18 protein-coding genes are annotated in these 20,811 nt (G+C 63.6%); 9 read left to right on the top strand and 9 right to left on the bottom strand.

Going from position 1 to position 20,811, the window contains the following annotated elements:
• Positions 1 to 35: 35 nt before the first annotated feature.
• Both C2H86_RS17370 and C2H86_RS17365 read right to left on the bottom strand, forming a co-directional pair.
• Positions 36 to 671 (bottom strand): Pr6Pr family membrane protein, encoded by a 636-nt coding sequence (locus tag C2H86_RS17370; RefSeq protein ID WP_159409097.1) that lies wholly within the window; start codon positions 669 to 671, stop codon positions 36 to 38.
• A 1-nt stretch (position 672) separates the two neighbouring features.
• Positions 673 to 894 carry a VF530 family DNA-binding protein gene (locus C2H86_RS17365; RefSeq protein ID WP_023378991.1) on the bottom strand — a complete coding sequence of 74 codons (222 nt, stop codon included), beginning with the start codon at positions 892 to 894 and terminating at the stop codon, positions 673 to 675.
• Positions 895 to 1,059: 165 nt separating this feature from the next.
• Between C2H86_RS17365 and C2H86_RS17360 the strand changes: the two genes are divergently transcribed.
• The 7 genes from C2H86_RS17360 to cmoB all read left to right on the top strand — a co-directional run bounded on the left by C2H86_RS17360 (position 1,060) and on the right by cmoB (position 12,030).
• The gene (locus C2H86_RS17360; RefSeq protein ID WP_159409096.1) at positions 1,060 to 3,105 is read left to right on the top strand and encodes a TonB-dependent receptor; all 2,046 of its coding nucleotides are present in this window, start codon (positions 1,060 to 1,062) and stop codon (positions 3,103 to 3,105) included.
• A gap of 222 nt (positions 3,106 to 3,327) precedes the next feature.
• Positions 3,328 to 4,674 carry a carbohydrate porin gene (locus C2H86_RS17355; protein ID WP_159409095.1) on the top strand — a complete coding sequence of 449 codons (1,347 nt, stop codon included), beginning with the start codon at positions 3,328 to 3,330 and terminating at the stop codon, positions 4,672 to 4,674.
• 42 nt (positions 4,675 to 4,716) lie between these two features.
• The gene (locus C2H86_RS17350) at positions 4,717 to 7,128 is read left to right on the top strand and encodes a glucose/quinate/shikimate family membrane-bound PQQ-dependent dehydrogenase (protein WP_159409094.1); all 2,412 of its coding nucleotides are present in this window, start codon (positions 4,717 to 4,719) and stop codon (positions 7,126 to 7,128) included.
• 194 nt (positions 7,129 to 7,322) lie between these two features.
• Positions 7,323 to 9,743: an endopeptidase La gene (gene lon / locus C2H86_RS17345; RefSeq protein WP_159409093.1), complete on the top strand. Its 2,421-nt coding sequence runs from the start codon at positions 7,323 to 7,325 to the stop codon at positions 9,741 to 9,743.
• Positions 9,744 to 9,851: 108 nt separating this feature from the next.
• Entirely contained in the window at positions 9,852 to 10,244 is a 393-nt protein-coding gene (locus C2H86_RS17340) for a protease inhibitor I42 family protein (RefSeq protein WP_159409092.1), read from the top strand.
• An 89-nt stretch (positions 10,245 to 10,333) separates the two neighbouring features.
• Entirely contained in the window at positions 10,334 to 11,077 is a 744-nt protein-coding gene (gene cmoA / locus C2H86_RS17335; protein WP_159409091.1) for a carboxy-S-adenosyl-L-methionine synthase CmoA, read from the top strand.
• The gene (cmoB, locus tag C2H86_RS17330) at positions 11,074 to 12,030 is read left to right on the top strand and encodes a tRNA 5-methoxyuridine(34)/uridine 5-oxyacetic acid(34) synthase CmoB (protein ID WP_159409090.1); all 957 of its coding nucleotides are present in this window, start codon (positions 11,074 to 11,076) and stop codon (positions 12,028 to 12,030) included. Before cmoA ends, cmoB begins: the two co-directional genes overlap by 4 nt.
• A 70-nt stretch (positions 12,031 to 12,100) precedes the next feature.
• Here cmoB and C2H86_RS17325 read toward each other — a convergent pair whose 3' ends face one another.
• The gene (locus C2H86_RS17325; RefSeq protein ID WP_103449372.1) at positions 12,101 to 12,304 is read right to left on the bottom strand and encodes a hypothetical protein; all 204 of its coding nucleotides are present in this window, start codon (positions 12,302 to 12,304) and stop codon (positions 12,101 to 12,103) included.
• Positions 12,305 to 12,545: 241 nt separating this feature from the next.
• Here C2H86_RS17325 and C2H86_RS17320 point away from each other — a divergent pair, with 241 nt between their 5' ends.
• Together C2H86_RS17320 and C2H86_RS17315 are read left to right on the top strand one after the other, a co-directional pair.
• The gene (locus C2H86_RS17320; protein ID WP_159409089.1) at positions 12,546 to 13,220 is read left to right on the top strand and encodes a heavy metal response regulator transcription factor; all 675 of its coding nucleotides are present in this window, start codon (positions 12,546 to 12,548) and stop codon (positions 13,218 to 13,220) included.
• Positions 13,217 to 14,608: a heavy metal sensor histidine kinase gene (locus tag C2H86_RS17315; RefSeq protein ID WP_159409088.1), complete on the top strand. Its 1,392-nt coding sequence runs from the start codon at positions 13,217 to 13,219 to the stop codon at positions 14,606 to 14,608. Before C2H86_RS17320 ends, C2H86_RS17315 begins: the two co-directional genes overlap by 4 nt.
• Here the strand turns inward: C2H86_RS17315 and pdxJ are convergent, their stop codons facing one another.
• The 6 genes from pdxJ to lepA form a co-directional block, all read right to left on the bottom strand.
• Positions 14,609 to 15,331 (bottom strand): pyridoxine 5'-phosphate synthase, encoded by a 723-nt coding sequence (pdxJ, locus tag C2H86_RS17310; RefSeq protein WP_430738590.1) that lies wholly within the window; start codon positions 15,329 to 15,331, stop codon positions 14,609 to 14,611.
• A 61-nt stretch (positions 15,332 to 15,392) separates the two neighbouring features.
• The gene (recO, locus tag C2H86_RS17305; RefSeq protein ID WP_159409086.1) at positions 15,393 to 16,076 is read right to left on the bottom strand and encodes a DNA repair protein RecO; all 684 of its coding nucleotides are present in this window, start codon (positions 16,074 to 16,076) and stop codon (positions 15,393 to 15,395) included.
• 148 nt (positions 16,077 to 16,224) lie between these two features.
• Positions 16,225 to 17,127 carry a GTPase Era gene (era, locus tag C2H86_RS17300; protein WP_159409085.1) on the bottom strand — a complete coding sequence of 301 codons (903 nt, stop codon included), beginning with the start codon at positions 17,125 to 17,127 and terminating at the stop codon, positions 16,225 to 16,227.
• Positions 17,120 to 17,809, bottom strand: a complete 690-nt coding sequence (gene rnc, locus C2H86_RS17295; RefSeq protein ID WP_060508426.1) for a ribonuclease III — start codon at positions 17,807 to 17,809, stop codon at positions 17,120 to 17,122. Before rnc ends, era begins: the two co-directional genes overlap by 8 nt.
• Before the next feature lie 161 nt (positions 17,810 to 17,970).
• Positions 17,971 to 18,825 (bottom strand): signal peptidase I, encoded by an 855-nt coding sequence (gene lepB / locus C2H86_RS17290; protein WP_054885003.1) that lies wholly within the window; start codon positions 18,823 to 18,825, stop codon positions 17,971 to 17,973.
• Positions 18,826 to 18,830: 5 nt separating this feature from the next.
• Positions 18,831 to 20,630, bottom strand: a complete 1,800-nt coding sequence (gene lepA / locus C2H86_RS17285) for a translation elongation factor 4 (protein ID WP_159409084.1) — start codon at positions 20,628 to 20,630, stop codon at positions 18,831 to 18,833.
• Positions 20,631 to 20,811: the final 181 nt, after the last annotated feature.

The following is a 20,811-nucleotide window of genomic DNA, read 5'->3' as shown; positions in this document are numbered from 1 at the left end:
GGAGCGGGCTTGTCCCGCGAAAGGGCCGGTACAGGCTAATCAATGCCATGCTTTCCCCGCCACCGATCCAGCCCCAGTAGCACCAACCCTATCCCCCAGAACCCCGCCAACACGCCCAGGGCATTGAGCATCACCTGCCCATACCCCAGGCTCGCCACATCGATGAACGGGTAGGCATACGCCCCGATCTCACTCCCCCGCCACAGCGCATAGGCGAAATACACCGCCGGGTACAGCGCCCACACCATCAGGTGCCAGAGCCGCAGGCTGCCCTTGGGCACCTCGAACCACCAGTACAAGGCGAACAGCAGCGGCATCACATCGTGCAGCAGTTCATCCGCCAGCCACTGCCAGCCTTCGGGCTGCCACAGGTGCCGCAGCAGCACGCTGTAAGCCAACGCCACCAGCACGATGCTGGCCGCCACCGCAGAACTCACCGAAGGTGACAGAAACCAGCGCCTGGCCGCCGACACCCGGCCAAAGGCCGCGTAGCTGAGCACCGTCGCCACCAGGGTATTGGTCAGCACCGTGAAGTAACCGAACACATTGATCAGCCCGCCAATCAAGCTGGCTTGCTCCTGCCAGCGCGCCAGCAGCACCAGGTAAACCTGCACCGTGAGGCCGAACCAGCCAAGCAACGCCATCGACGTCAGCCAGGGGCGCCGTGGCATGTCAGGCCTGGCGCTGCAGCTTCACGTACAACTGCTCGACCTTCTCCCGCGCCCAAGGCGTCTTGCGCAGGAAGGTCAGGCTCGACTTGATGCTCGGGTTGCTCTTGAAGCAGCGTACATCAACGCGTTCGGCCAGCCCCTGCCATTGGTAGTGCGCCACCAGTTCGGTGAGGATCTGTTCGAGGGTCTTGCCGTGCAGCGCGTTGTGTTGGGCCGTGCTCATGCCAGTGCTCCGTAGGAAAGATGCGCACCTTACACGAGTGTAGTGGCGGGTGGGATCCGTGTTGTCTGCGGAAAAACCACTGGCCAGGGGCAAAACCTCTGTGCTGAAATAGTGATGTTATATTGTAACAACACAAAAGTATCTGCCAAGGAACGCCTCATCCCCATGCTGCACATCCCGCTCCGTCTCTCCCCCCTCGCTGTCGCCCTGTGGCTCGCCTCATCACCCAGCCAAGCCGTTGAACTGGAACCCCAGGTCATCACCGCCAATCCGCTGGGCAACCGTCAACTGGCTGCACCCAGCACCGTGCTCGAAGGTGACGACCTGCTGCAACAGCAGCACGGCAGCCTCGGTGAAACCCTGAACAAGCAACCCGGTGTGGCTTCCACCTGGTTCGGCCCTGGCGCCAGCCGCCCGGTGATTCGCGGCCTGGATGGCGACCGCATTCGCATCCTGCGCAATGGCGTGGGTGCCCTGGATGCTTCGTCGCTGTCCTATGACCACGCAGTGCCGCTGGACCCGGTCACGGTCGAGCGCGTGGAAATCGTCCGCGGCCCGGCCGCCCTGCTGTACGGCGGCAATGCCATCGGTGGGGTGATCAATACCTTCGACAACCGCATTCCAGACTCGCCGATCGAGGGCATCCACGGTGCTGGCGAGCTGCGCTACGGCGGCGCCGACACCACCCGCAGCAGCGCTGGCAAGCTGGAAGCCGGTGACGGCACATTCGCCTTGCACCTGGACGCCAACAGCCGCCAGTTCAACGACCTGCGCATTCCCGGCTACGCGCAAAGCGCCAAAGTGCGTGACGCCGATGCACCTGGCAGTCGCCATCGCCTGGAGAACAGCGACGGCCGCCAGGACGGTGGCGCGATTGGCGGCTCCTACAACTGGGATCATGGCTATGCGGGCCTGTCCTACAGCCGCTACGACAGCAACTACGGCTCGGTGGCCGAGTCCGGCGTGCGCCTGGACATGAAACAAGATCACTACGCGTTCGCCTCCGAACTGCGCGACCTCGACGGCCCGTTCAGCTCGGTGAAGGTCGATGCCGGCTACACCGACTACGAGCACAGCGAGATCGAAGAAGGCGAGGTACACACCACCTTCAAGAACAAAGGCTATGAGGCGCGCATCGAAGCCCGCCATCAACCGCTCGGCCCGCTCGAAGGCGTGATTGGCGCACAGCTCAGCCGCAACGAGTTCTCGGCGCTGGGCGAGGAAGCCTTCGTCCCGCAAACCGACACCGACAGCCTGGCGCTGTTCATGCTCGAGCAGTGGCAGGCCACCGAGCGCCTGAACCTGAGCCTGGGCGCACGCCTGGAACACACCCGCGTCGACCCCGACGCCAAGGGCAACGAGAACTTCGTCGACGCCGACAGCGCCAGCAGCTTCAACGCCTTCAGCCTGTCTTCGGGCGCTGTGTACCAGCTCGACCCGATCTGGTCGCTGGCGGCCAACCTCGGCTACACCGAACGCGCCCCGACGTTCTACGAGCTCTATGCCAATGGTGCCCACGTGGCCACCGGCGCGTATGAAGTCGGTGATGCCAGCCTGAACAAGGAAAAGGCCATTTCCGCCGACCTGGCCCTGCGCTTCGACAATGGCACCCACAAGGGCAGCGTCGGGGTGTTCTACAGCCACTTCCGCAACTATATCGGCCTGATCGGCACGGGTAACCTGCGTGAAGGCCATGATCACGACCATCACGAGGATGATCACGACCACGATCATGACGATGGCGGCTTCCCCGAGTACCAGTACCAGGGCGTGCGAGCGCGCTTCTACGGCATCGAGGCACAAGACCGCTGGAAGCTGCTCGAGAACCGCTATGGCAGCTTCGCCCTGGAGCTGTCCGGCGACTACACCCGGGCCAAGAACCTGGACAGCGGCGAGCCCTTGCCGCGCATTGCCCCGCTGCGGCTGAACAGCGGCCTGGTGTGGGAACTGGACCGCTGGCAGGCACGGGTCGATGTGCAACATGCCGCATCGCAGCATCGCAAGCCTGAGAACGAGACCAGCACCGACGGCTATACCACGCTCGGGGCCAGCGTCGGCTACCGCTTCGACATCGGCCAGAGCCAGTGGCTGGCCTTCGTGCGCGGCGAGAACCTGACCGATCAGACCGTGCGCTACGCCAGTTCGATCCTGCGGGATATCGCACCAGCGCCGGGGCGCAGCGTAGAAGTTGGGCTGCGGACCACCTTCTAAGCGATTTGGGGCTGCACTGCAGCCCCCTTGCCCAACCGACTGTTACTGGATCAGCAACAATCAACTGCGACATTTTGTCTTTTTTTCTTACAACTTCCGCTATATCCTCCCCGCCGCAAGCTGAATCGCTTCACCCAGCATTCCCGATTACCACTTCCATCGAAGAGCCCGCTCATCGGTGCGCTTGCCGTTTGCTCAATAATCAAAAGATAGCGCTATCTCATGGTCCAACTGCCCAAAACCCGCTACACCGGCTTTGCCCTCATTGCCCTCACCGCCAGCCTGCCGAACACGGCCAGCGCCAGCGAGCCCTTTGCCAAGGACTCCCCATGGATGTTCGGCGACTGGGGTGGCACCCGTACCGAGCTGCTGGAGAAAGGCTACGACTTCACCCTCGGCTATACCGGTGAGATGGGCAGCAACCTGCACGGCGGCTATGACCACGACCGCACGGCACGCTACAGCGACCAGTTCACCTTCGGCAGCCACCTGGACCTGGAGAAGATCCTCGGCTGGAACGACACCGAGTTCCAGCTGACCGTCACCGAGCGCCACGGCGACAACATCAGCAACGACCGCATCAACGACCCGCGGGTCGGCGGCTTTACTTCGGCCCAGGAAGTCTGGGGCCGTGGCGAAACCTGGCGGCTGACGCAGATGTGGATCAAGCAGAAGTACTACGACGGCGCTCTGGACGTGAAAGTCGGCCGTTTCGGCGAAGGCGAGGATTTCAACAGCTTCCCCTGCGACTTCCAGAACCTGGCCTTCTGCGGCTCGCAGGTGGGCAACTGGGTCGGCGGCATCTGGTACAACTGGCCGGTCAGCCAGTGGGCCATGCGCGTTCGCTACAACCTCAACCCTGAGCTGTACGCCCAGGTTGGCGTGTATGAGCAAAACCCGTCCAACCTCGAATCGGGCAACGGCTTCAAGCTCAGCGGCAGCGGTACCCAGGGCGCGGTCATGCCGGTCGAACTGGTATGGAGCCCACGAGTGAATGGCCTGAAAGGGGAATATCGCGCCGGCTACTACTACAGTAATGCCAAGGCACAGGATGTTCTCAAGGACAGCAACGGCCAGCCGGCCGCCCTCAGTGGCGCCGCCTACCGCAGCAGTTCGAGCAAGCACGGCATGTGGCTCGGGGCCCAGCAGCAGGTCACCTCGCTGGCGTCCGACCAGTCGCGCGGCCTGAGCCTGTTCGCCAACGCCACGGTGCACGACAAGAAGACCAATGTCATCGACAACTATGTTCAAGCTGGACTGGTATACAAAGGCCCCTTCGACGCCCGCGCCAAGGACGATATCGGCTTCGCCGTCGCCCGCGTGCACGCCAACCCGGCCTACCGCAAGAACGCCCGCCTGGCCAATCAGGTGGCCGGCCTCGACGACTACGACAACCCGGGCTACCTGCCGGTGCAAGACACCGAGTACAGCGCCGAACTCTATTACGGCATTCACCTGGCCGACTGGCTCACGGTGCGCCCGAACCTGCAGTACATCCGCCATCCGGGCGGGGTGTCGCAGGTCGACAGCGCACTGATCGGCGGCCTGAAGATTCAAAGCACGTTCTGACCACTTTCACACTGACCACCTTCACTAAAGGGAGAACCTACGATGAGCACTGACGGTGCCAACCAAGGAACCCGCTGGCTGCCACGCCTGATGGGCGTGCTGCTGTTGCTGATGGGCCTGGCCCTGCTGGCCGGCGGCATCAAGCTGAGCCAGCTGGGCGGATCGCTGTACTACCTGATTGCCGGTATCGGCTTTGCCCTGTCGGGCGCTCTGCTGCTGGCCAAGAGGCGCCTCGCCCTGGGCCTGTATGGCCTGGTGCTACTGGGCAGCACGGTATGGGCCATGCTCGAAGTGGGCCTGGACTGGTGGCAACTGGTGCCGCGCCTGGCCATCTGGTTCGCCATCGGCGTGGTGCTGCTGCTGCCGTGGGCCCGTCGCCCGCTGACCGGCCCTGCCGCCAAGGCCAACACCGCGCTGCTGAGCGTTGCCGTGCTGGCTTCTGGGGCCTGCGCCCTGGGCAGCCAGTTCACCCACCCAGGTGAAGTGTTTGGCGAACTGGGCCGCGACAACAGCGAAATGGGCAGCGCCGCACCGGCCATGCCGGATGGCGACTGGCAGGCCTATGGCCGCACCGAGCACGGCGACCGCTATTCGCCGCTGCGCCAGATCACCCCGCAGAACGCCTACCGCCTGGAAGAAGCCTGGCGCATCCGCACCGGCGACCTGCCGACCGACAACGACCCGGTCGAGCTGACCAACGAAAACACCCCGCTGAAGGCCAACGGCATGCTCTATGCTTGCACCGCCCACAGCAAGGTGCTGGCCCTGGACCCGGACACCGGTGCCGAGATCTGGCGCTACGACCCACAGATCAAGACCCCGGTAGGCACCTTCAAGGGCTTCGCCCACATGACCTGCCGCGGCGTCTCGTACTATGACGAGAACAGCTACGTCAGCCGCGACGGCAGCCCGGCTCCGAAGGTGTCCGACGCCGGCCAGGCCGTGGCCCAGGCCTGCCCACGCCGCCTTTACCTGCCGACCGCCGACGCCCGACTGATCGCCATCAACGCCGACAACGGCAAGGTCTGCGAAGGCTTCGCCAACCAGGGTGCGATCGACCTGACCACCGGCATCGGCCCGTTCACTGCCGGTGGCTACTACTCCACCTCGCCGGTGGCGATCACCCGCAGCCTGGTGATCATCGGCGGCCATGTGACCGACAACGAGTCGACCAACGAACCGTCCGGCGTGATCCGTGCCTACGACGTGCACGACGGCCACTTGGTGTGGAACTGGGACAGCAACAACCCGGACGACACCAAGCCGCTGGCCCCGGGCAAGATGTACAGCCGCAACTCGGCCAACATGTGGTCGCTGGCCAGCGTCGACGAAGACCTGGGGATGGTCTACCTGCCGCTGGGCAACCAGACCCCTGACCAGTGGGGCGCCGACCGCACCCCGGGCGCCGAGAAGTACAGCGCCGGCGTGGTCGCCCTGGACCTGGCCACAGGCAAGGCCCGCTGGAACTACCAGTTCACCCACCACGACCTGTGGGACATGGACGTTGGCAGCCAGCCAACCCTGGTGCACCTGAAGACCAAGGACGACGTGAAGCCGGCGATCATCGTGCCGACCAAGCAGGGCAGCCTGTACGTGCTCGACCGCCGCGACGGCACGCCGATCGTGCCGATTCGCGAAATCCCGGTCCCCCAGGGCGCGGTCAAGGGTGACCACACCGCACCGACTCAGGCCCGCTCCGACCTCAACCTGCTTGGCCCTGAGCTGACCGAACAGGCCATGTGGGGCGCCACGCCTTTCGACCAGATGCTGTGCCGCATCCAGTTCCGCGAGCTGCGTTACGAAGGCCAGTACACCCCGCCGTCCGAACAGGGCAGCCTGATCTACCCGGGCAACGTCGGCGTGTTCAACTGGGGCGGCGTGTCGGTCGACCCGGTGCGCCAACTGCTGTTCACCTCGCCAAACTACATGGCCTTCGTGTCGAAGATGGTGCCGCGCGAGCAGGTGGCCGCCGGCAGCAAGCGCGAAAGCGAGACCAGCGGTGTGCAGCCGAACACTGGCGCGCCTTATGCAGTGACCATGCACCCATTCATGTCGCCGATCGGCATCCCCTGCCAGGCACCCGCCTGGGGTTATGTGGCGGCCATCGACCTGTTCACCAACAAGGTGGTGTGGAAGCGCAAGAACGGCACTACCCGTGACAGCACCCCGGTGCCGATCGGCATGCCGGTGGGCGTACCGAGCATGGGCGGATCGATCGTCACTGCCGGTGGCGTCGGCTTCCTCAGCGGTACCCTCGACCAGTACCTGCGCGCCTATGACGTGAACAACGGCAAGGAACTGTGGAAAGCCCGCCTGCCAGCGGGTGGCCAGGCCACGCCGATGACCTACACCGGCAAGGACGGCAAGCAGTACGTGCTGATCGTTGCTGGCGGCCATGGTTCGCTGGGCACGAAGATGGGCGATTACATCATCGCTTACAAATTGGCTGAGTAACCTTTACCACCGCTTTCGCGGGGCAAGCCCGCTCCTACCGAATCTCGCGATCCCCTGTAGGAGCGGGCTTGCCCCGCGAAAGGGCCGGCACAGGCCGGCAAAGATGAAACCCTGCCCCGCCTCCTTTCATCTACCATTGAAACCCGTCCCCCCCTGCCCCATCTAAGCACCATAGTCATTCACGCAGGTGCCCCATGAGCGACCAGCAGGATTTCCCGGAACAACCCGACGAACACAGCGCAGTCGAACACCCCGACACCAAGGCCAATACCGGCCACGCCCTCGCCCTGCCCGGCCAGCAACTGCCGGACAAGGTCTACGTGATCCCGATCCACAACCGCCCGTTCTTCCCCGCGCAAGTGCTGCCGGTGATCGTCAACGAAGAGCCCTGGGCCGAAACCCTCGACCTGGTAGCGAAGACCGAACACCACTCGCTGGCACTGTTCTTCATGGACACCCCGCCGGAAGACCACCGTCACTTCGACACCTCGGCGCTGCCTGAGTACGGCACCCTGGTCAAGGTGCACCACGCCAGCCGCGAGAACGGCAAATTGCAGTTCGTCGCCCAGGGCCTGACCCGGGTACGCATCCGCACCTGGCTCAAGCACCATCGCCCACCGTACCTGGTCGAGGTCGAGTATCCGCGCCAGCCGGCCGAGCCGACCGACGAGGTCAAGGCCTACGGCATGGCACTGATCAATGCGATCAAGGAGCTGCTGCCGCTCAACCCGCTGTACAGCGAAGAACTGAAGAACTACCTCAACCGCTTCAGCCCCAATGACCCGTCGCCACTCACCGACTTCGCCGCCGCGCTCACCTCCGCCACCGGCAACCAGCTGCAGGAAGTGCTCGACTGCGTGCCCATGCTCAAGCGCATGGAGAAAGTCCTGCCGATGCTGCGCAAGGAGGTCGAGGTCGCGCGCCTGCAGAACGAGATTTCCGCCGAGGTCAACCGGCAGATCGGCGAACACCAGCGCGAATTCTTCCTCAAGGAGCAGCTCAAGGTCATCCAGCAGGAGCTGGGCCTGACCAAGGATGACCGCAGCGCCGACCTCGAACAGTTCGAGCAGCGCCTTGCCGGCAAGACCTTGCCCGAGCAGGCGAGAAAGCGCATCGACGAAGAAATGGGCAAGCTGGCCATCCTCGAGACCGGTTCGCCCGAGTACGCCGTCACCCGCAATTACCTGGAATGGGCCACCGCCCTGCCCTGGGGCGTGTACGGCAAGGACAAACTCGACCTCAAGCATGCGCGCAAGGTGCTCGACCAGCACCACGCCGGCCTGGATGACATCAAGGAGCGCATCCTCGAATTCCTCGCCGTCGGCGCCTGGAAGGGCGAGATCAGCGGCTCGATCGTGCTGCTGGTGGGCCCGCCCGGGGTGGGCAAGACCAGCATCGGCAAGTCCATCGCCGAATCCCTCGGCCGGCCGTTCTACCGCTTCAGCGTCGGCGGCATGCGCGACGAGGCCGAGATCAAGGGCCACCGCCGCACCTACATCGGCGCCCAGCCGGGCAAGCTGGTGCAGGCGCTGAAGGAAGTCGAAGTGATGAACCCGGTGATCATGCTCGACGAGATCGACAAGATGGGCCAGAGCTACCAGGGCGACCCGGCCTCGGCGCTGCTGGAAACCCTCGACCCGGAGCAGAACGTCGACTTCCTCGACCACTACCTGGACCTGCGCCTGGACCTGTCAAAGGTGCTGTTCGTGTGCACCGCCAACACCCTCGACTCGATCCCCGGGCCGCTGCTCGACCGCATGGAGGTGATCCGCCTGTCCGGCTACATCACCGAAGAGAAGCTGGCTATCGCCAAGCGCCACCTGTGGCCAAAACAGCTGAACAAGGCCGGCGTGGCCAAGACCAGCCTGAGCATCAGCGACAGCGCCCTGCGCACGGTGATCGAGGGCTATGCCCGAGAAGCCGGGGTACGCCAATTGGAGAAACAGCTGGGCAAGCTGGTGCGCAAGGCGGTGGTCAAGCTGCTGGAAGACCCGGACGCCAAGCTCAAGATCGGCAACAAGGACCTGGAGCCCGCCTTGGGCATGCCGGTGTTCCGCAGCGAGCAGGTGCTGGCAGGCAAAGGCGTGATTACCGGCCTTGCCTGGACCAGCATGGGCGGTGCGACCCTGCCGATCGAGGCCACCCACATCCACAGCCTCAACCGCGGGCTGAAGCTTACCGGGCAGTTGGGTGACGTGATGAAGGAGTCGGCGGAGATCGCCTACAGCTACATCAGCTCGAACCTGAAGCAGTTCGGTGGCACGCCTGGCTATTTCAACGAAGCCTTCATCCACTTGCACGTGCCCGAGGGCGCCACGCCCAAGGATGGCCCCAGTGCCGGGGTGACCATGGCCAGCGCCCTGCTGTCCCTGGCTCGTGACCAGGCGCCGAAAAAGGGGGTTGCCATGACCGGCGAACTGACCCTGACCGGCCAAGTGTTGCCAATCGGTGGTGTGCGCGAGAAAGTCATCGCGGCGCGGCGGCAGAAGATCTTCGAGCTGATCCTGCCCGAGCCCAATCGCGGAGACTACGAAGAGCTACCGGACTACCTGCGTGAAGGCCTGACCGTGCATTTCGCCAAGCGCTTCGCCGACGTGGCCAAAGTCCTGTTCTGACCTGCACCGGCCTTTTCGCGGCTTTAGCCGCGAAGAGGCCGGCACTGGCAACACAAAATCCTTCGATCATCGGGTATCCTCAGACCATCGCCAGTCTTCGGAGCCACCATGACCGCCCCTCGTCTGCTCGTTCCCCTGAGCCTCGCCCTGCTCGCCGCCTGCGCCCAGCAGCCGAAACAAACCGTCGAACTGGACGCCGAAAGCGAATGCCCCAAGCGCCTGCATGTCGGCCAGAGCCTCACCCTGACCCTGCCCAGCAACCCCACCACCGGCTACCGCTGGCTGGTGCAGAACCCGGCATCCAACGTGCTGCAAAGCCTGGGCCCTGAGGTCTACAGTGCCCCCGAGGACGCCGGTATCGTCGGCAGCTCGGGCATTTCGACCTGGCGCTACCAGGCCCGCACCGCCGGTGAAGGCCACCTGGTGCTGGTCTACCAGCAGCCTTGGGCTCCGGAAGTGCGCCCGGTACAAACCTTCGATTGCGCCATTCGGGTCGACTGAACGCACAGCGCTGGTCAGCCAACCATGCATCCTGGCCGCGGTTTGGCTAGAATGCCGGCCCTGCCTATCGTCAGCCGCCTGGATTCACCGTGAGCAAACAACCCGACCGCCTTTTCGCCCGACCTCTGGAGCAAGTCCCCGACTTCGTGTTCAACGAAGACGTGGTGCGCGTGTTCCCGGACATGATCAAGCGCTCGGTGCCCGGTTACCCGACCATCGTCGAAAACCTCGGCGTACTGGCCGCCCGCTTCGCCCAGCCGAACACCGCGCTGTACGACCTGGGCGCCTCTCTGGGTGCCGTCACCCAGTCGCTGCGCCGCCATGTTCGCAGCGACGGCTGCCGGGTGATCGCGGTGGACAATTCCGCCGCCATGGTCGAGCGTTGCCGCCAGTACCTCACCGCCCAGGACTCAATGTTCCAGGAACTGCTGCCGGTCGAAGTGCTGGAAGCCGACATCCTCACCCTGCCCTTCGAACCGGCCTCGGTGGTGGCGATGAACTTTACCCTGCAGTTCATCGCCCCTGAACAACGCCTGGCGCTGCTGGGCAAGATCCGCCAGGCACTGCTGCCCGGCGGCGCGCTGATCCTCTCGGAGAAACTGCGTTTCGCCGATGACGAAGAACAGTCTCTGCTCAACGAACTGCACCTGGACTTCAAGCGGGCCAATGGCTACAGCGAACTGGAAATCGCCCAGAAGCGCAGTGCCATCGAGAACGTGATGAAGCCCGACACCCTGCAAGCCCACAAGGAACGTCTGCACGCGGCCGGTTTCACCAAGGTGGTGCCGTGGTTCCAATGCCTCAACTTTGCCTCGCTGATAGCCCTGCCATGATCGATCTGTCCCCCCTCGTCCGCCGCCTGGCGGGCACGCCCCTGGCGTCCTGGTCCCAGGGCCTGCAAGTACAACTGGAAGCCAAACTGGAAAAAGGCCACGGCGACCTCGACCGCTGGCGCGGCGCGCTCGACGCACTGCCAGCCCTGCAGCCCAGCGAAATCGACCTGGTCGACGGCCTGCGCCTGGATTGTGCGTGCGATGACGCCACCCGTGCGCAGATGCGCCAGGCGCTGATGGGCCTGTCGCCTTGGCGCAAGGGGCCGTTCGACCTGTTCGGCGTGCATGTCGACACCGAATGGCGCTCGGACTGGAAGTGGTCTCGGGTTGGCCCGCACCTGAACCTCAAGGGCAAGCGCGTGCTCGATGTCGGCTGCGGCAATGGTTACTACCAGTGGCGCATGCTTGGTGCCGGCGCCGACATGGTCATCGGAGTCGACCCCAACTGGCTGTTCTTCTGCCAGTTCCAGGCCGTGCAGCAGTACCTGCCCGAACTGCCAGCCTGGCACCTGCCGTTCGCGCTGGAAGAGTTGCCGGCCAACCTCGAAGGCTTCGACACGGTGTTCTCGATGGGCGTGTTCTACCACCGCCGCTCGCCCATCGAGCACCTGCTGGCGCTCAAGGACTGCCTGGTCAAAGGCGGCGAACTGGTGCTGGAAACCCTGGTGATCGAGGGCGACGAAAACCAGGTACTGGTGCCCGAAGACCGTTACGCGCAGATGCGCAACGTCTGGTACCTGCCGTCGGTACCCGCCCTGGAACGCTGGTTGCGCCGCGCCGGATTCACCGATGTGCGCTGCGTCGACGTGAGCGTCACCAGCGTCGAGGAGCAGCGCAGTACCGAATGGATGCGCTACCAGTCGCTGGGCGATTTCCTCGACCCGAACGACCACAGCAAGACCATCGAAGGCCTGCCCGCCCCGCGCCGCGCCACCCTGCTGGCGCGCAAGTAAAAAAGGCGTCCATGTGGACGCCCGAATCACACCTGTGCCGGGGAGCAGTGCCGGCACAGCTGCTGTTGCCTCAGTCCTTGGCCACCTCGCGGGCCTTCTCCTGCGCCTTGCGCTCGCGCTCGGCGACCGCCTGTTGCTTGTCGCCGTGCAGGCGCTCCTGATCCTGGCGGAATGCTTGCCAGAACTGCTGGGAACGTTCGGCGCCGCCTTCGGCGTAGACACTGGCGCTGCCCAGGGCGAGGGTCGCCAGCAGCAGGTATTTGCTCAGGTTCATGATGCTTGCCTCGTTGATAACCGATCAGACAGGGCAATCGTATCCACGGGCAGCTAACGCCAAGGTGAGGCGGGCATTACAGTCTTGCAATGTGGCCCTGGCAGACAGCCAGATAACACCAGGATTACAAATCCGTTATCTACGCCGACGGGGCATTCGCATGCCGTAACATCCTGCTGCTTGACCCTGAAGCCCCTACAGGCTTGAGAATCCTGCCCTTTCCCGCCTACCGAGCCCGCCCATGCGCCTACTGATCATCGAGGACGAACTGCGTACCGCCGACTACCTGCAACAAGGCCTGCGCGAAAACGGCTACGTGGTCGACTGCGCCCACACCGGCATCGATGGCTTGCACCTGGCGCGCCAGCAGCCCTACGACCTGATCATCCTCGACGTCAACCTGCCCGAACTGGACGGCTGGACGGTGCTGCAGCGCCTGCGCGCCGAGTCGGCCACGCGAATCATGATGCTGACCGCACATGGTCGCCTGTCAGACCGGGTCAAAGGCCTGGACCTGGGCGCTGACGACTACCTGCTCAAACCTTTCGAGTTCCCCGAGTTGCTGGCCCGTATTCGCAGCCTGCTGCGCCGTAACGACCAGCAACTGCAACCGAGCACCCTGCGCGTCGCCGACCTGGAGCTGGACCCCGGCCGCCATCGCGCTTACCGTGCTGGCAAGCGCATCGACCTGACTGCCAAGGAGTTCGCCCTGCTCCACCTGCTGATGCGCCAGAGCGGCGAGGTGCTGTCGCGTACCCAGATCATCTCGCTGGTGTGGGACATGAATTTCGACTGCGACACCAATGTGGTCGAAGTCTCGATCCGCCGCCTGCGGGCGAAGATCGACGACCCGTTTGACGACAAGCTGATCCATACCCTGCGCGGCGTCGGTTATGTCCTCGAGGCCCGCGTGTGAAGCACGCCAGCCTGTCGCTGCGCCTGGGCCTGAGCATGACTCTGATGGGCGCCGCCCTGGTCTTGCTGCTCGCCTGCCTGGCAGTGTTCGCCCTCGACCACGAACTGGACAGCCGCGCCCGCAAGGACCTGGCGCGCAAGATGTTGCAGGTGGAGCACAACTTGCGGGTCGACCTGCGCAGTGAGGACCTTGGCAACCGCGCCCATCCGTTGCTCGACCTGGTGATGGGCCACGACAACCTCAGCCTGAGCGTCCTGGCCCTTGAGGGCCGCCATCCGCACCTGCTCAGCCTCGGCCCTGCGCTGGAGTCCCGGGTTGGCGAATTGCATACCGATTCACGGCTGAACTACCACGAATGGCGCGACAGCAGCGGTAACCAGATCCTCACCGTGACCCGGCAGATGCGCCTGCGTGACGACACCCCGGTGCGGGTGATGATGTCGCTCAACCGCGCCGACGACCATGCCCTGCTCCAGGCCTATCTGCATTCGACCCTGCTGGCCCTGCCCGTGCTGTTGCTGCTGATCGGCGCGGGCGCCTGGTGGCTGATGCAACGAGGCCTGAAGCCACTGCGCCACTTCCGCCGCATCGCTGGGCAGGTTTCCACCCAGGACCTGCAACACCGCCTGCCCGTCACCGGGTTACCGCTGGAGCTGGCAGAACTGGCGCGCAGTATCAATGTGATGCTCGACCGCCTGGATCAGGGTGTACGCCAGCTGTCACAGTTCTCCGACGACTTGGCCCACGAACTGCGTACCCCGCTGGGCAACCTGATGGGCAAAGCCCAGGTCACCCTGGCCCGCGAGCGTGACAGCGCGAACTATCGGGAAGTGCTGGAAGACAGCGTCGAGGAGCTGACCCGACTCAACCGCATCATCAACGACATGCTGTTCCTCGCCCAAGTCAGCCAGCCCCAGGCGCAGGTGGCGCTCAAGCCACTGGCGTTGGCGGAGGAAGCGGCGCAGGTAACCGAACTGTTTGCCTTCAGTGCCGAGCTCAAGGATATCGAGCTGCGCTTGCAGGGCTGGGGGACGGCACTGGCGGACCGCTTGATGTTCCAGCGGGCGCTGTCGAACCTGTTGAGCAATGCCATACGGCATGGATCACAAGGGCAGGCAGTAAAGCTGGGGATCGAGCGTAAGGGCAACGATGTGTTGATCTGGGTGGAAAACCAAGGGCCAGGCATAGCCGATGAACACTTACCTCAACTGTTCGAGCGCTTTTATCGAGTAGGTTCAGGGCGTTCGCGGCTGGAGGGTGGGACGGGATTGGGACTGGCGATCGTGAAGTCGATCATGCAATTGCATGGTGGGCGGATCGTAGTTCAAAGCGAAGCTACAGGGCCAACCCGGTTCACCTTGGTGTTCCGGGCCGGCACTGACGACTGATCAGCGCGAAGCCGCGACGATCAGCGCCTTCATCTCGGCCACAGCGGCCTTGAAGCCGACGAACAGCGCATGCGCAACCAAGGCGTGGCCAATGTTCAGCTCATTGATGCCCTTGATCGCCGCAACCGCCTGGACGTTGTGGTAATGCAGGCCATGCCCGGCATTGACGATCAGCCCCTGGCCCACGCCAAACGCCACGCCATCGACAATGCGCTGCAGTTCCTCGGCCACTTCGGTCGGAGTTTCGGCATCGGCATAACGCCCGGTATGCAGCTCGACGGCTGGCGCGCCGACACGGCGCGAAGCCTCGATCTGCCGCTCGTCAGGATCGATGAACAGCGACACTTCAGCACCAGTACGCGACAGGCGCTCGACCGCTGCCTTGATCCGTGCCTCCTGGCCGGCCACGTCCAGTCCGCCTTCGGTAGTCAGCTCCTGGCGAGTTTCGGGAACCAGGCAGATATGCGCCGGGCGGATCTTTTCGGCAAACGCCATCATCTCTTCGGTAATGCCCATTTCGAAGTTCATGCGCGTCTGCAGCACGTCCTTGAGCACCAGCACGTCGCGCTCCTGGATATGCCGGCGGTCTTCACGCAGGTGCACGGTAATACCGTCGGCGCCCGCTTCCTCGGCATCCAGCGCAGCCTTGACCGGGTCCGGGTAGCGGGTGCCGCGGGCCTGGCGCAGGGTCGCCACGTGGTCGATGTTGACGCCAAGAAGCATGCGGTTGCTGTGAGTCACGAAAGGCTCTCCTGAAGTTTGAGCCACACAGCATACGACGTGCTCAGCGCTTGCGAAACAGTTCCCGGCTGACCAGCGGTTTTGCCCCCAGGTGAACCGCCAGTGCCTGGCGCATCAGGCGCTTGGCCGCCAGCAAGGCGCCGGGGGCATCCCAGTCGGCCTGGGCCAGGGCCAGCAGCTCGGTGCCGTTGAACAGACCAGGTTGGGCCAGGTGCACACGTTCAAGGCCGGCATCGACCCGCAGGCGGTACAGGCCTTCACTTTCGATAGGGTCGTCGTTGACGTCGTGGCTGAGGGAAAAGGTATAGCCCAGGTCCTCCAGCAGCCGCCACTCGAAGGAGCGCAGTAAGGGTTCCAGCGGCCTTCCCGCGGCCAAGGCCTGCAGGGTCAGGGCGTAATGCTCGAACAACTCAGGCTGCGGAGCCTCAGCGGGCAGCAGGCGCATAAGCAGTTCATTAAGGTAGAGGCCACTGAACAGGGCGTCGCCATGCAGCCACGCCGCAATACCGACAGTGTCCAGGCGCCTGACGTTCTTCAGCTCACCTTTACCGAACAGCTCCACTTCCAGCGGAACGAACGGCCGCACCAGGCTGCCACCCTTGCCGCGCGCACGCCGCAGCACCGCACGCAGGCGGCCCTGCGGGGTGAAGAAGTCCACCAGAGCACTGGTTTCCTTGTAGGCGCGGCTGTGCAGGACGTAGGCCGGCTGGCCGACAGGTTGATCCATGTACGATCACTCAGTCACAGGCAGGGCGCACACCTGTAGGAGCGGGCTTGCCCCGCGAAGAGGCCAGCCCAGGCACCGTGAGTGCATGGCACGGGCTTCGCCCGTGTTCGCGGGGCAAGCCCGCTCCTACAAGAGAACCCGACAAGGCTTACAGGTCGCCGTAGCCCAGGGAACGCAGGGCGCGTTCGTCGTCGGACCAGCCGCCCTTGACCTTGACCCAGAGGTTGAGCATGACCTTGGAGTCGAACAGCACTTCCATGTCCTTGCGCGCTTCAGAGCCAATGCGTTTGATGCGCTCGCCCTTGTCACCGATGATGATCTTCTTCTGGCCATCACGCTCGACCAGGATCAATGCATGGATGTGCAGCACGTGGCCCTGCTGCTTGAATTCTTCGATTTCCACGGTGATCTGGTACGGCAGCTCGGCGCCCAGCTGGCGCATGATCTTCTCGCGCACCAGTTCGGCGGCGAGGAAACGGCTGCTGCGGTCGGTGATCTGGTCTTCCGGGAAGAAGTGCTCGTTTTCCGGCAGGTGCTTGGCGATCTGGGCTTCCAGCGCTTCCAGGTTGTGGCCCTGCTGCGCGGAAATCGGCATCACCTCAGCGTTCGGCAGTTGTTCCTGCAGCCATTGCAGGTGCGGGATCAGCTCGGCCTTCTCTTCCATGCGGTCGGTCTTGTTGACCGCAATGATCAGTGGGCCGGTCACGTACTGCACGCGCTCCAGCACCAGCTGGTCCTCGTCGGTCCACTTGGTGCGGTCGACCACGAAGATCACCACGTCGACGTCCTTCAGGGCCGCCGAGGCGTTGCGGTTCATGTAGCGGTTCAAGGCCTTGTCGTTGGCCTTGTGCATGCCCGGGGTGTCGACGTAGATCGCCTGCACGTCACCCTCGGTCTTGATGCCGAGCATGTTGTGGCGAGTGGTCTGCGGCTTGCGCGAGGTGATCGCCAGCTTCTGGCCGAGGATGTGGTTGAGCAAGGTCGACTTGCCCACGTTCGGGCGGCCGACGATGGCCACGTAACCGCAGCGGGTCGGATTGTTATCAGTCATTACCATTCTCCACGCCCAGGGCGATCAATGCAGCAGCAGCGGCGACCTGCTCGGCGATACGCCGGCTGACGCCTTGGCCACGGCTCTTGTTGTTCAGCAGCACCACTTCGCATTCGACGAAGAAGGTACGGCAGTGCGGTTCGCCCTGGATGTCGACCACTTCGTAACGCGGCAGCTCACAGCTGCGCGATTGCAGGAACTCCTGCAGGCGGGTTTTCGGGTCCTTGTTGGTGTCGACCAGGGTCAGGCCTTCGAACTCGTCGGTCAGCCAGGCGAGGACACGCTCGCGCGCGGTCTGCATGTCCGCGTCCAGGTAGATGGCGCCGATCAGCGCCTCGAGGGCGTCTGCCAGGATCGACTCACGGCGGAAGCCCCCGCTCTTGAGTTCACCCGAGCCCAGGCGCAGGTAATCGCCCAGGTCGAAACCACGGGCCAGGCGCGCCAGGGTCTCGCCCTTGACCAGGCGGGCGCGCAGACGCGACAGCTGGCCTTCGCGAGCCTGCGGGAAGCGCTCGAACAGCGCCTCGCCGGCGACGAAGTTGAGAATGGCGTCACCGAGGAACTCCAGGCGCTCGTTGTTGCGCCCGGCATAGCTGCGGTGGGTCAAGGCCAGCAGCATCTGCTCCTGATCCTTGAAGGTGTAGCCGAGCTTGCGCTCGAGACGGGCAAGGGAAGCAGTCATGCAGCCACCCGTTGGTTGTTCAACGCGTTGTTCAAATCAACATCCTGAAAGACTGTTTGGCTGTGGTCCGTCGCGGTGAGCGGCGAATCTCTCGCTCCTTGAGAACACAGCCTATGTCAGAAATGCATTCGGCGCTGTCTGCAGGACAGCGCCGAAGGGTATCAATGGATCAGGCCGACCCGCGAAAGGTTGGGCAAGTGGCTGAGCTTGGGCTCTGGCCAGCTCATCCACACCGCGAAAGCCTTGCCGACGATGTTCCGGTCCGGAACCATGCCGTGCAGCTCTTTAGGGATTTTCGGGTCATCCCAGTAGCGGCTGTCGTTGGAGTTGTCGCGGTTGTCACCCATCATGAAGTAATGGCCGGCCGGCACGGTCCATTGCTGGTCCGGTGGCATGCGATAACGGGTCATCTCCTTACGGATCAGGTGCTCGGCTTCGCCGAGTTTTTCCTTGTACAGCTCGGCGCTGCCCAGGGTACCTGGCTCGGCGCCGACCAGCTGCTCGGCGATGGGCTGGCCGTTGACGAACAGCCGCTTGTCGCTGGTATAGCTGATCTTGTCGCCCGGCAGGCCGACCACACGCTTGATGTAGTTGACATTCGGGTCGCTCGGGTAGCGGAACACCATCACATCGCCGCGTTGCGGGTCACCGACCTCGATGACCTTCTTGTCGATCACCGGCAGGCGGATGCCGTAGGAGAACTTGTTCACCAGGATGAAATCGCCCACTTCCAGGGTCGGTTTCATCGACCCCGAAGGGATCTGGAACGGCTCGACCAGGAACGAGCGCAGCACCAGCACGATGAACAGCACCGGGAAGAACGACTTGCCGTACTCCACCAGCAGCGGCTCTTTGCTCAGGCGCTCGACCACCGCCATTTCTGGCTGGGTGACGCTGCCCTGGTAGTTGGCGATCGCTGCCCGCCGGCGCGGAGCCAGGAACAGCAGATCGATCAAGCCCAGCAGACCGCAGACGAAGACGGCGATGACTAGCAACAGCGGGAAATTTAGCGACATAGGACCTAGCTATCCAACCTGAGCACGGCGAGGAAGGCTTCCTGTGGAATCTCCACGTTACCCACCTGTTTCATGCGTTTCTTACCGGCCTTCTGCTTCTCCAGCAGTTTCTTCTTACGGCTGACGTCACCACCGTAGCACTTGGCCAGTACGTTCTTTCTGAGCGCCTTGACGGTCGTCCGCGCGATGATCTGGCCACCAATGGCAGCCTGGATCGCCACGTCGAACATCTGCCGAGGGATCAGCTCCTTCATCTTCTCGGTCAACGCACGGCCTTTGTAGGCCGCGTTGTCGCGGTGCACGATCAATGCCAGGGCATCGACCTTGTCGCCGTTGATCAGTACGTCCAGCTTGACCAGGTTGGCCGACTGGTAGCGATCGAAATGATAGTCCAGCGAAGCATAGCCGCGGCTGGTCGACTTCAGGCGGTCGAAGAAGTCCAGTACCACTTCGTTCATCGGCATGTCATAGCGCACCTGCACCTGGCTGCCGAGGAACTGCATGTCGCGCTGCACGCCACGCTTCTCGATGCACAGGGTGATGACGTTGCCCAGGTGCTCCTGCGGCACCAGGATGGTCGCGGTGACGATCGGCTCGCGGAAATCGGCCACCGACGAGACGTCCGGCAGCTTCGACGGGTTGTCGACGATGATGGTTTCGCCGGTTTTCAGTTCCAGCTCGTAGATCACGCTTGGCGCAGTGGTGATCAGGTCCAGGTCGTATTCGCGCTCCAGGCGCTCCTGGATGATCTCCATGTGCAGCATGCCGAGGAAGCCGCAACGGAAGCCGAAGCCCAGGGCGTCGGAGCTTTCCGGCATGTACTGCAGCGACGAATCGTTAAGCGTCAGCTTCTGCAGGGCATCGCGGAAGTCCTCGAAATCGTCGGAGCTGACCGGGAACAGGCCGGCGTATACCTGCGGCTGAATCTTCTTGAAACCAGCCAGCACCTCGACCTCTGGGGTCGAGGACAAGGTCAGGGTGTCACCGACCGGGGCACCGTGAATGTCCTTGATGCTGGCAATGATGAAGCCTACTTCACCGGCCTTCAGGTCGGCAGTCTGGGTGTGCTTCGGCGTGAACACACCGACGCTGTCGACCAGGTGCACCTTGCCGGTGGACTTGACCAGGATCTTGTCGCCTTTCTTGACGCGGCCGTGGCGCACACGCACCAGCGAGACCACGCCCAGGTAGTTGTCGAACCAGGAGTCGATGATCAGCGCCTGCAGTGGCGCCTCGATATCGCCTTCCGGCGCGGGGATGGTCTGCACCAGACGTTCGAGCACCTCATCCACGCCCATGCCGCTCTTGGCGCTGCAGGCCACGGCGTCGGTGGCGTCGATGCCGATGATCTTCTCGATCTCGTCCTTCACGCGGTCCGGATCGGCCTGGGGCAGGTCCATCTTGTTCAGGACCGGCATGACTTCCAGGCCCTGCTCGATGGCGGTGTAGCAGTTGGCCACTGACTGGGCTTCGACGCCCTGGCCGGCGTCCACCACCAGCAGCGCACCCTCACAGGCCGCCAGAGAACGCGAGACTTCGTAGGTGAAGTCGACGTGGCCGGGGGTGTCGATGAAGTTCAGCTGGTAGACCTTGCCGTCTTGCGCCTTGTAGTTGAGCGTGACGCTGTGGGCCTTGATGGTGATACCGCGTTCGCGCTCCAGGTCCATGGAGTCCAGTACCTGGGCTTCCATTTCGCGCGCCGACAGGCCACCGCACATTTGAATGAAACGGTCGGCCAGCGTCGACTTGCCATGGTCGATGTGGGCGATGATGGAGAAATTGCGGATATGACTCAAATCACTCACGGGTCAACACTCGGAAAAGGCTGCGAGCCGGACGCCCGCCGAAAAATAGCCGGGAATTGTACCTTAAGCTGCTGGGATATGGGAGATTCCTCTATCGGACTGTACACAGCATTCGCCCCCGCAATTGTGAACTTTCATGAAAAAGGGCAGCCGAAGCTGCCCTTTCCTACACCTGAGCCCG

Origin of the sequence: Pseudomonas putida, from assembly GCF_009883635.2 — a bacterium.
GTDB classification, from domain to species: domain Bacteria; phylum Pseudomonadota; class Gammaproteobacteria; order Pseudomonadales; family Pseudomonadaceae; genus Aquipseudomonas; species Aquipseudomonas putida_W.
The sequence above is the reverse complement of the archived record's forward strand: the minus strand, read 5'-3'. Positions and strand labels throughout refer to the sequence as shown.

What these genes read in the sequence shown, in the direction of transcription:
- C2H86_RS17370 (WP_159409097.1), bottom strand. Translation starts at nt 671, where the DNA reads ATGCCACGGCGCCCCTGGCTGACGTCGATGGCGTTGCTTGGCTGGTTC.
- C2H86_RS17365 (WP_023378991.1), bottom strand. Translation starts at nt 894, where the DNA reads ATGAGCACGGCCCAACACAACGCGCTGCACGGCAAGACCCTCGAACAG.
- C2H86_RS17360 (WP_159409096.1), top strand. Translation starts at nt 1,060, where the DNA reads ATGCTGCACATCCCGCTCCGTCTCTCCCCCCTCGCTGTCGCCCTGTGG.
- C2H86_RS17355 (WP_159409095.1), top strand. Translation starts at nt 3,328, where the DNA reads ATGGTCCAACTGCCCAAAACCCGCTACACCGGCTTTGCCCTCATTGCC.
- C2H86_RS17350 (WP_159409094.1), top strand. Translation starts at nt 4,717, where the DNA reads ATGAGCACTGACGGTGCCAACCAAGGAACCCGCTGGCTGCCACGCCTG.
- lon (WP_159409093.1), top strand. Translation starts at nt 7,323, where the DNA reads ATGAGCGACCAGCAGGATTTCCCGGAACAACCCGACGAACACAGCGCA.
- C2H86_RS17340 (WP_159409092.1), top strand. Translation starts at nt 9,852, where the DNA reads ATGACCGCCCCTCGTCTGCTCGTTCCCCTGAGCCTCGCCCTGCTCGCC.
- cmoB (WP_159409090.1), top strand. Translation starts at nt 11,074, where the DNA reads ATGATCGATCTGTCCCCCCTCGTCCGCCGCCTGGCGGGCACGCCCCTG.
- C2H86_RS17325 (WP_103449372.1), bottom strand. Translation starts at nt 12,304, where the DNA reads ATGAACCTGAGCAAATACCTGCTGCTGGCGACCCTCGCCCTGGGCAGC.
- C2H86_RS17320 (WP_159409089.1), top strand. Translation starts at nt 12,546, where the DNA reads ATGCGCCTACTGATCATCGAGGACGAACTGCGTACCGCCGACTACCTG.
- pdxJ (WP_430738590.1), bottom strand. Translation starts at nt 15,331, where the DNA reads ATGCTTCTTGGCGTCAACATCGACCACGTGGCGACCCTGCGCCAGGCC.
- recO (WP_159409086.1), bottom strand. Translation starts at nt 16,076, where the DNA reads ATGGATCAACCTGTCGGCCAGCCGGCCTACGTCCTGCACAGCCGCGCC.
- era (WP_159409085.1), bottom strand. Translation starts at nt 17,127, where the DNA reads ATGACTGATAACAATCCGACCCGCTGCGGTTACGTGGCCATCGTCGGC.
- rnc (WP_060508426.1), bottom strand. Translation starts at nt 17,809, where the DNA reads ATGACTGCTTCCCTTGCCCGTCTCGAGCGCAAGCTCGGCTACACCTTC.
- lepB (WP_054885003.1), bottom strand. Translation starts at nt 18,825, where the DNA reads ATGTCGCTAAATTTCCCGCTGTTGCTAGTCATCGCCGTCTTCGTCTGC.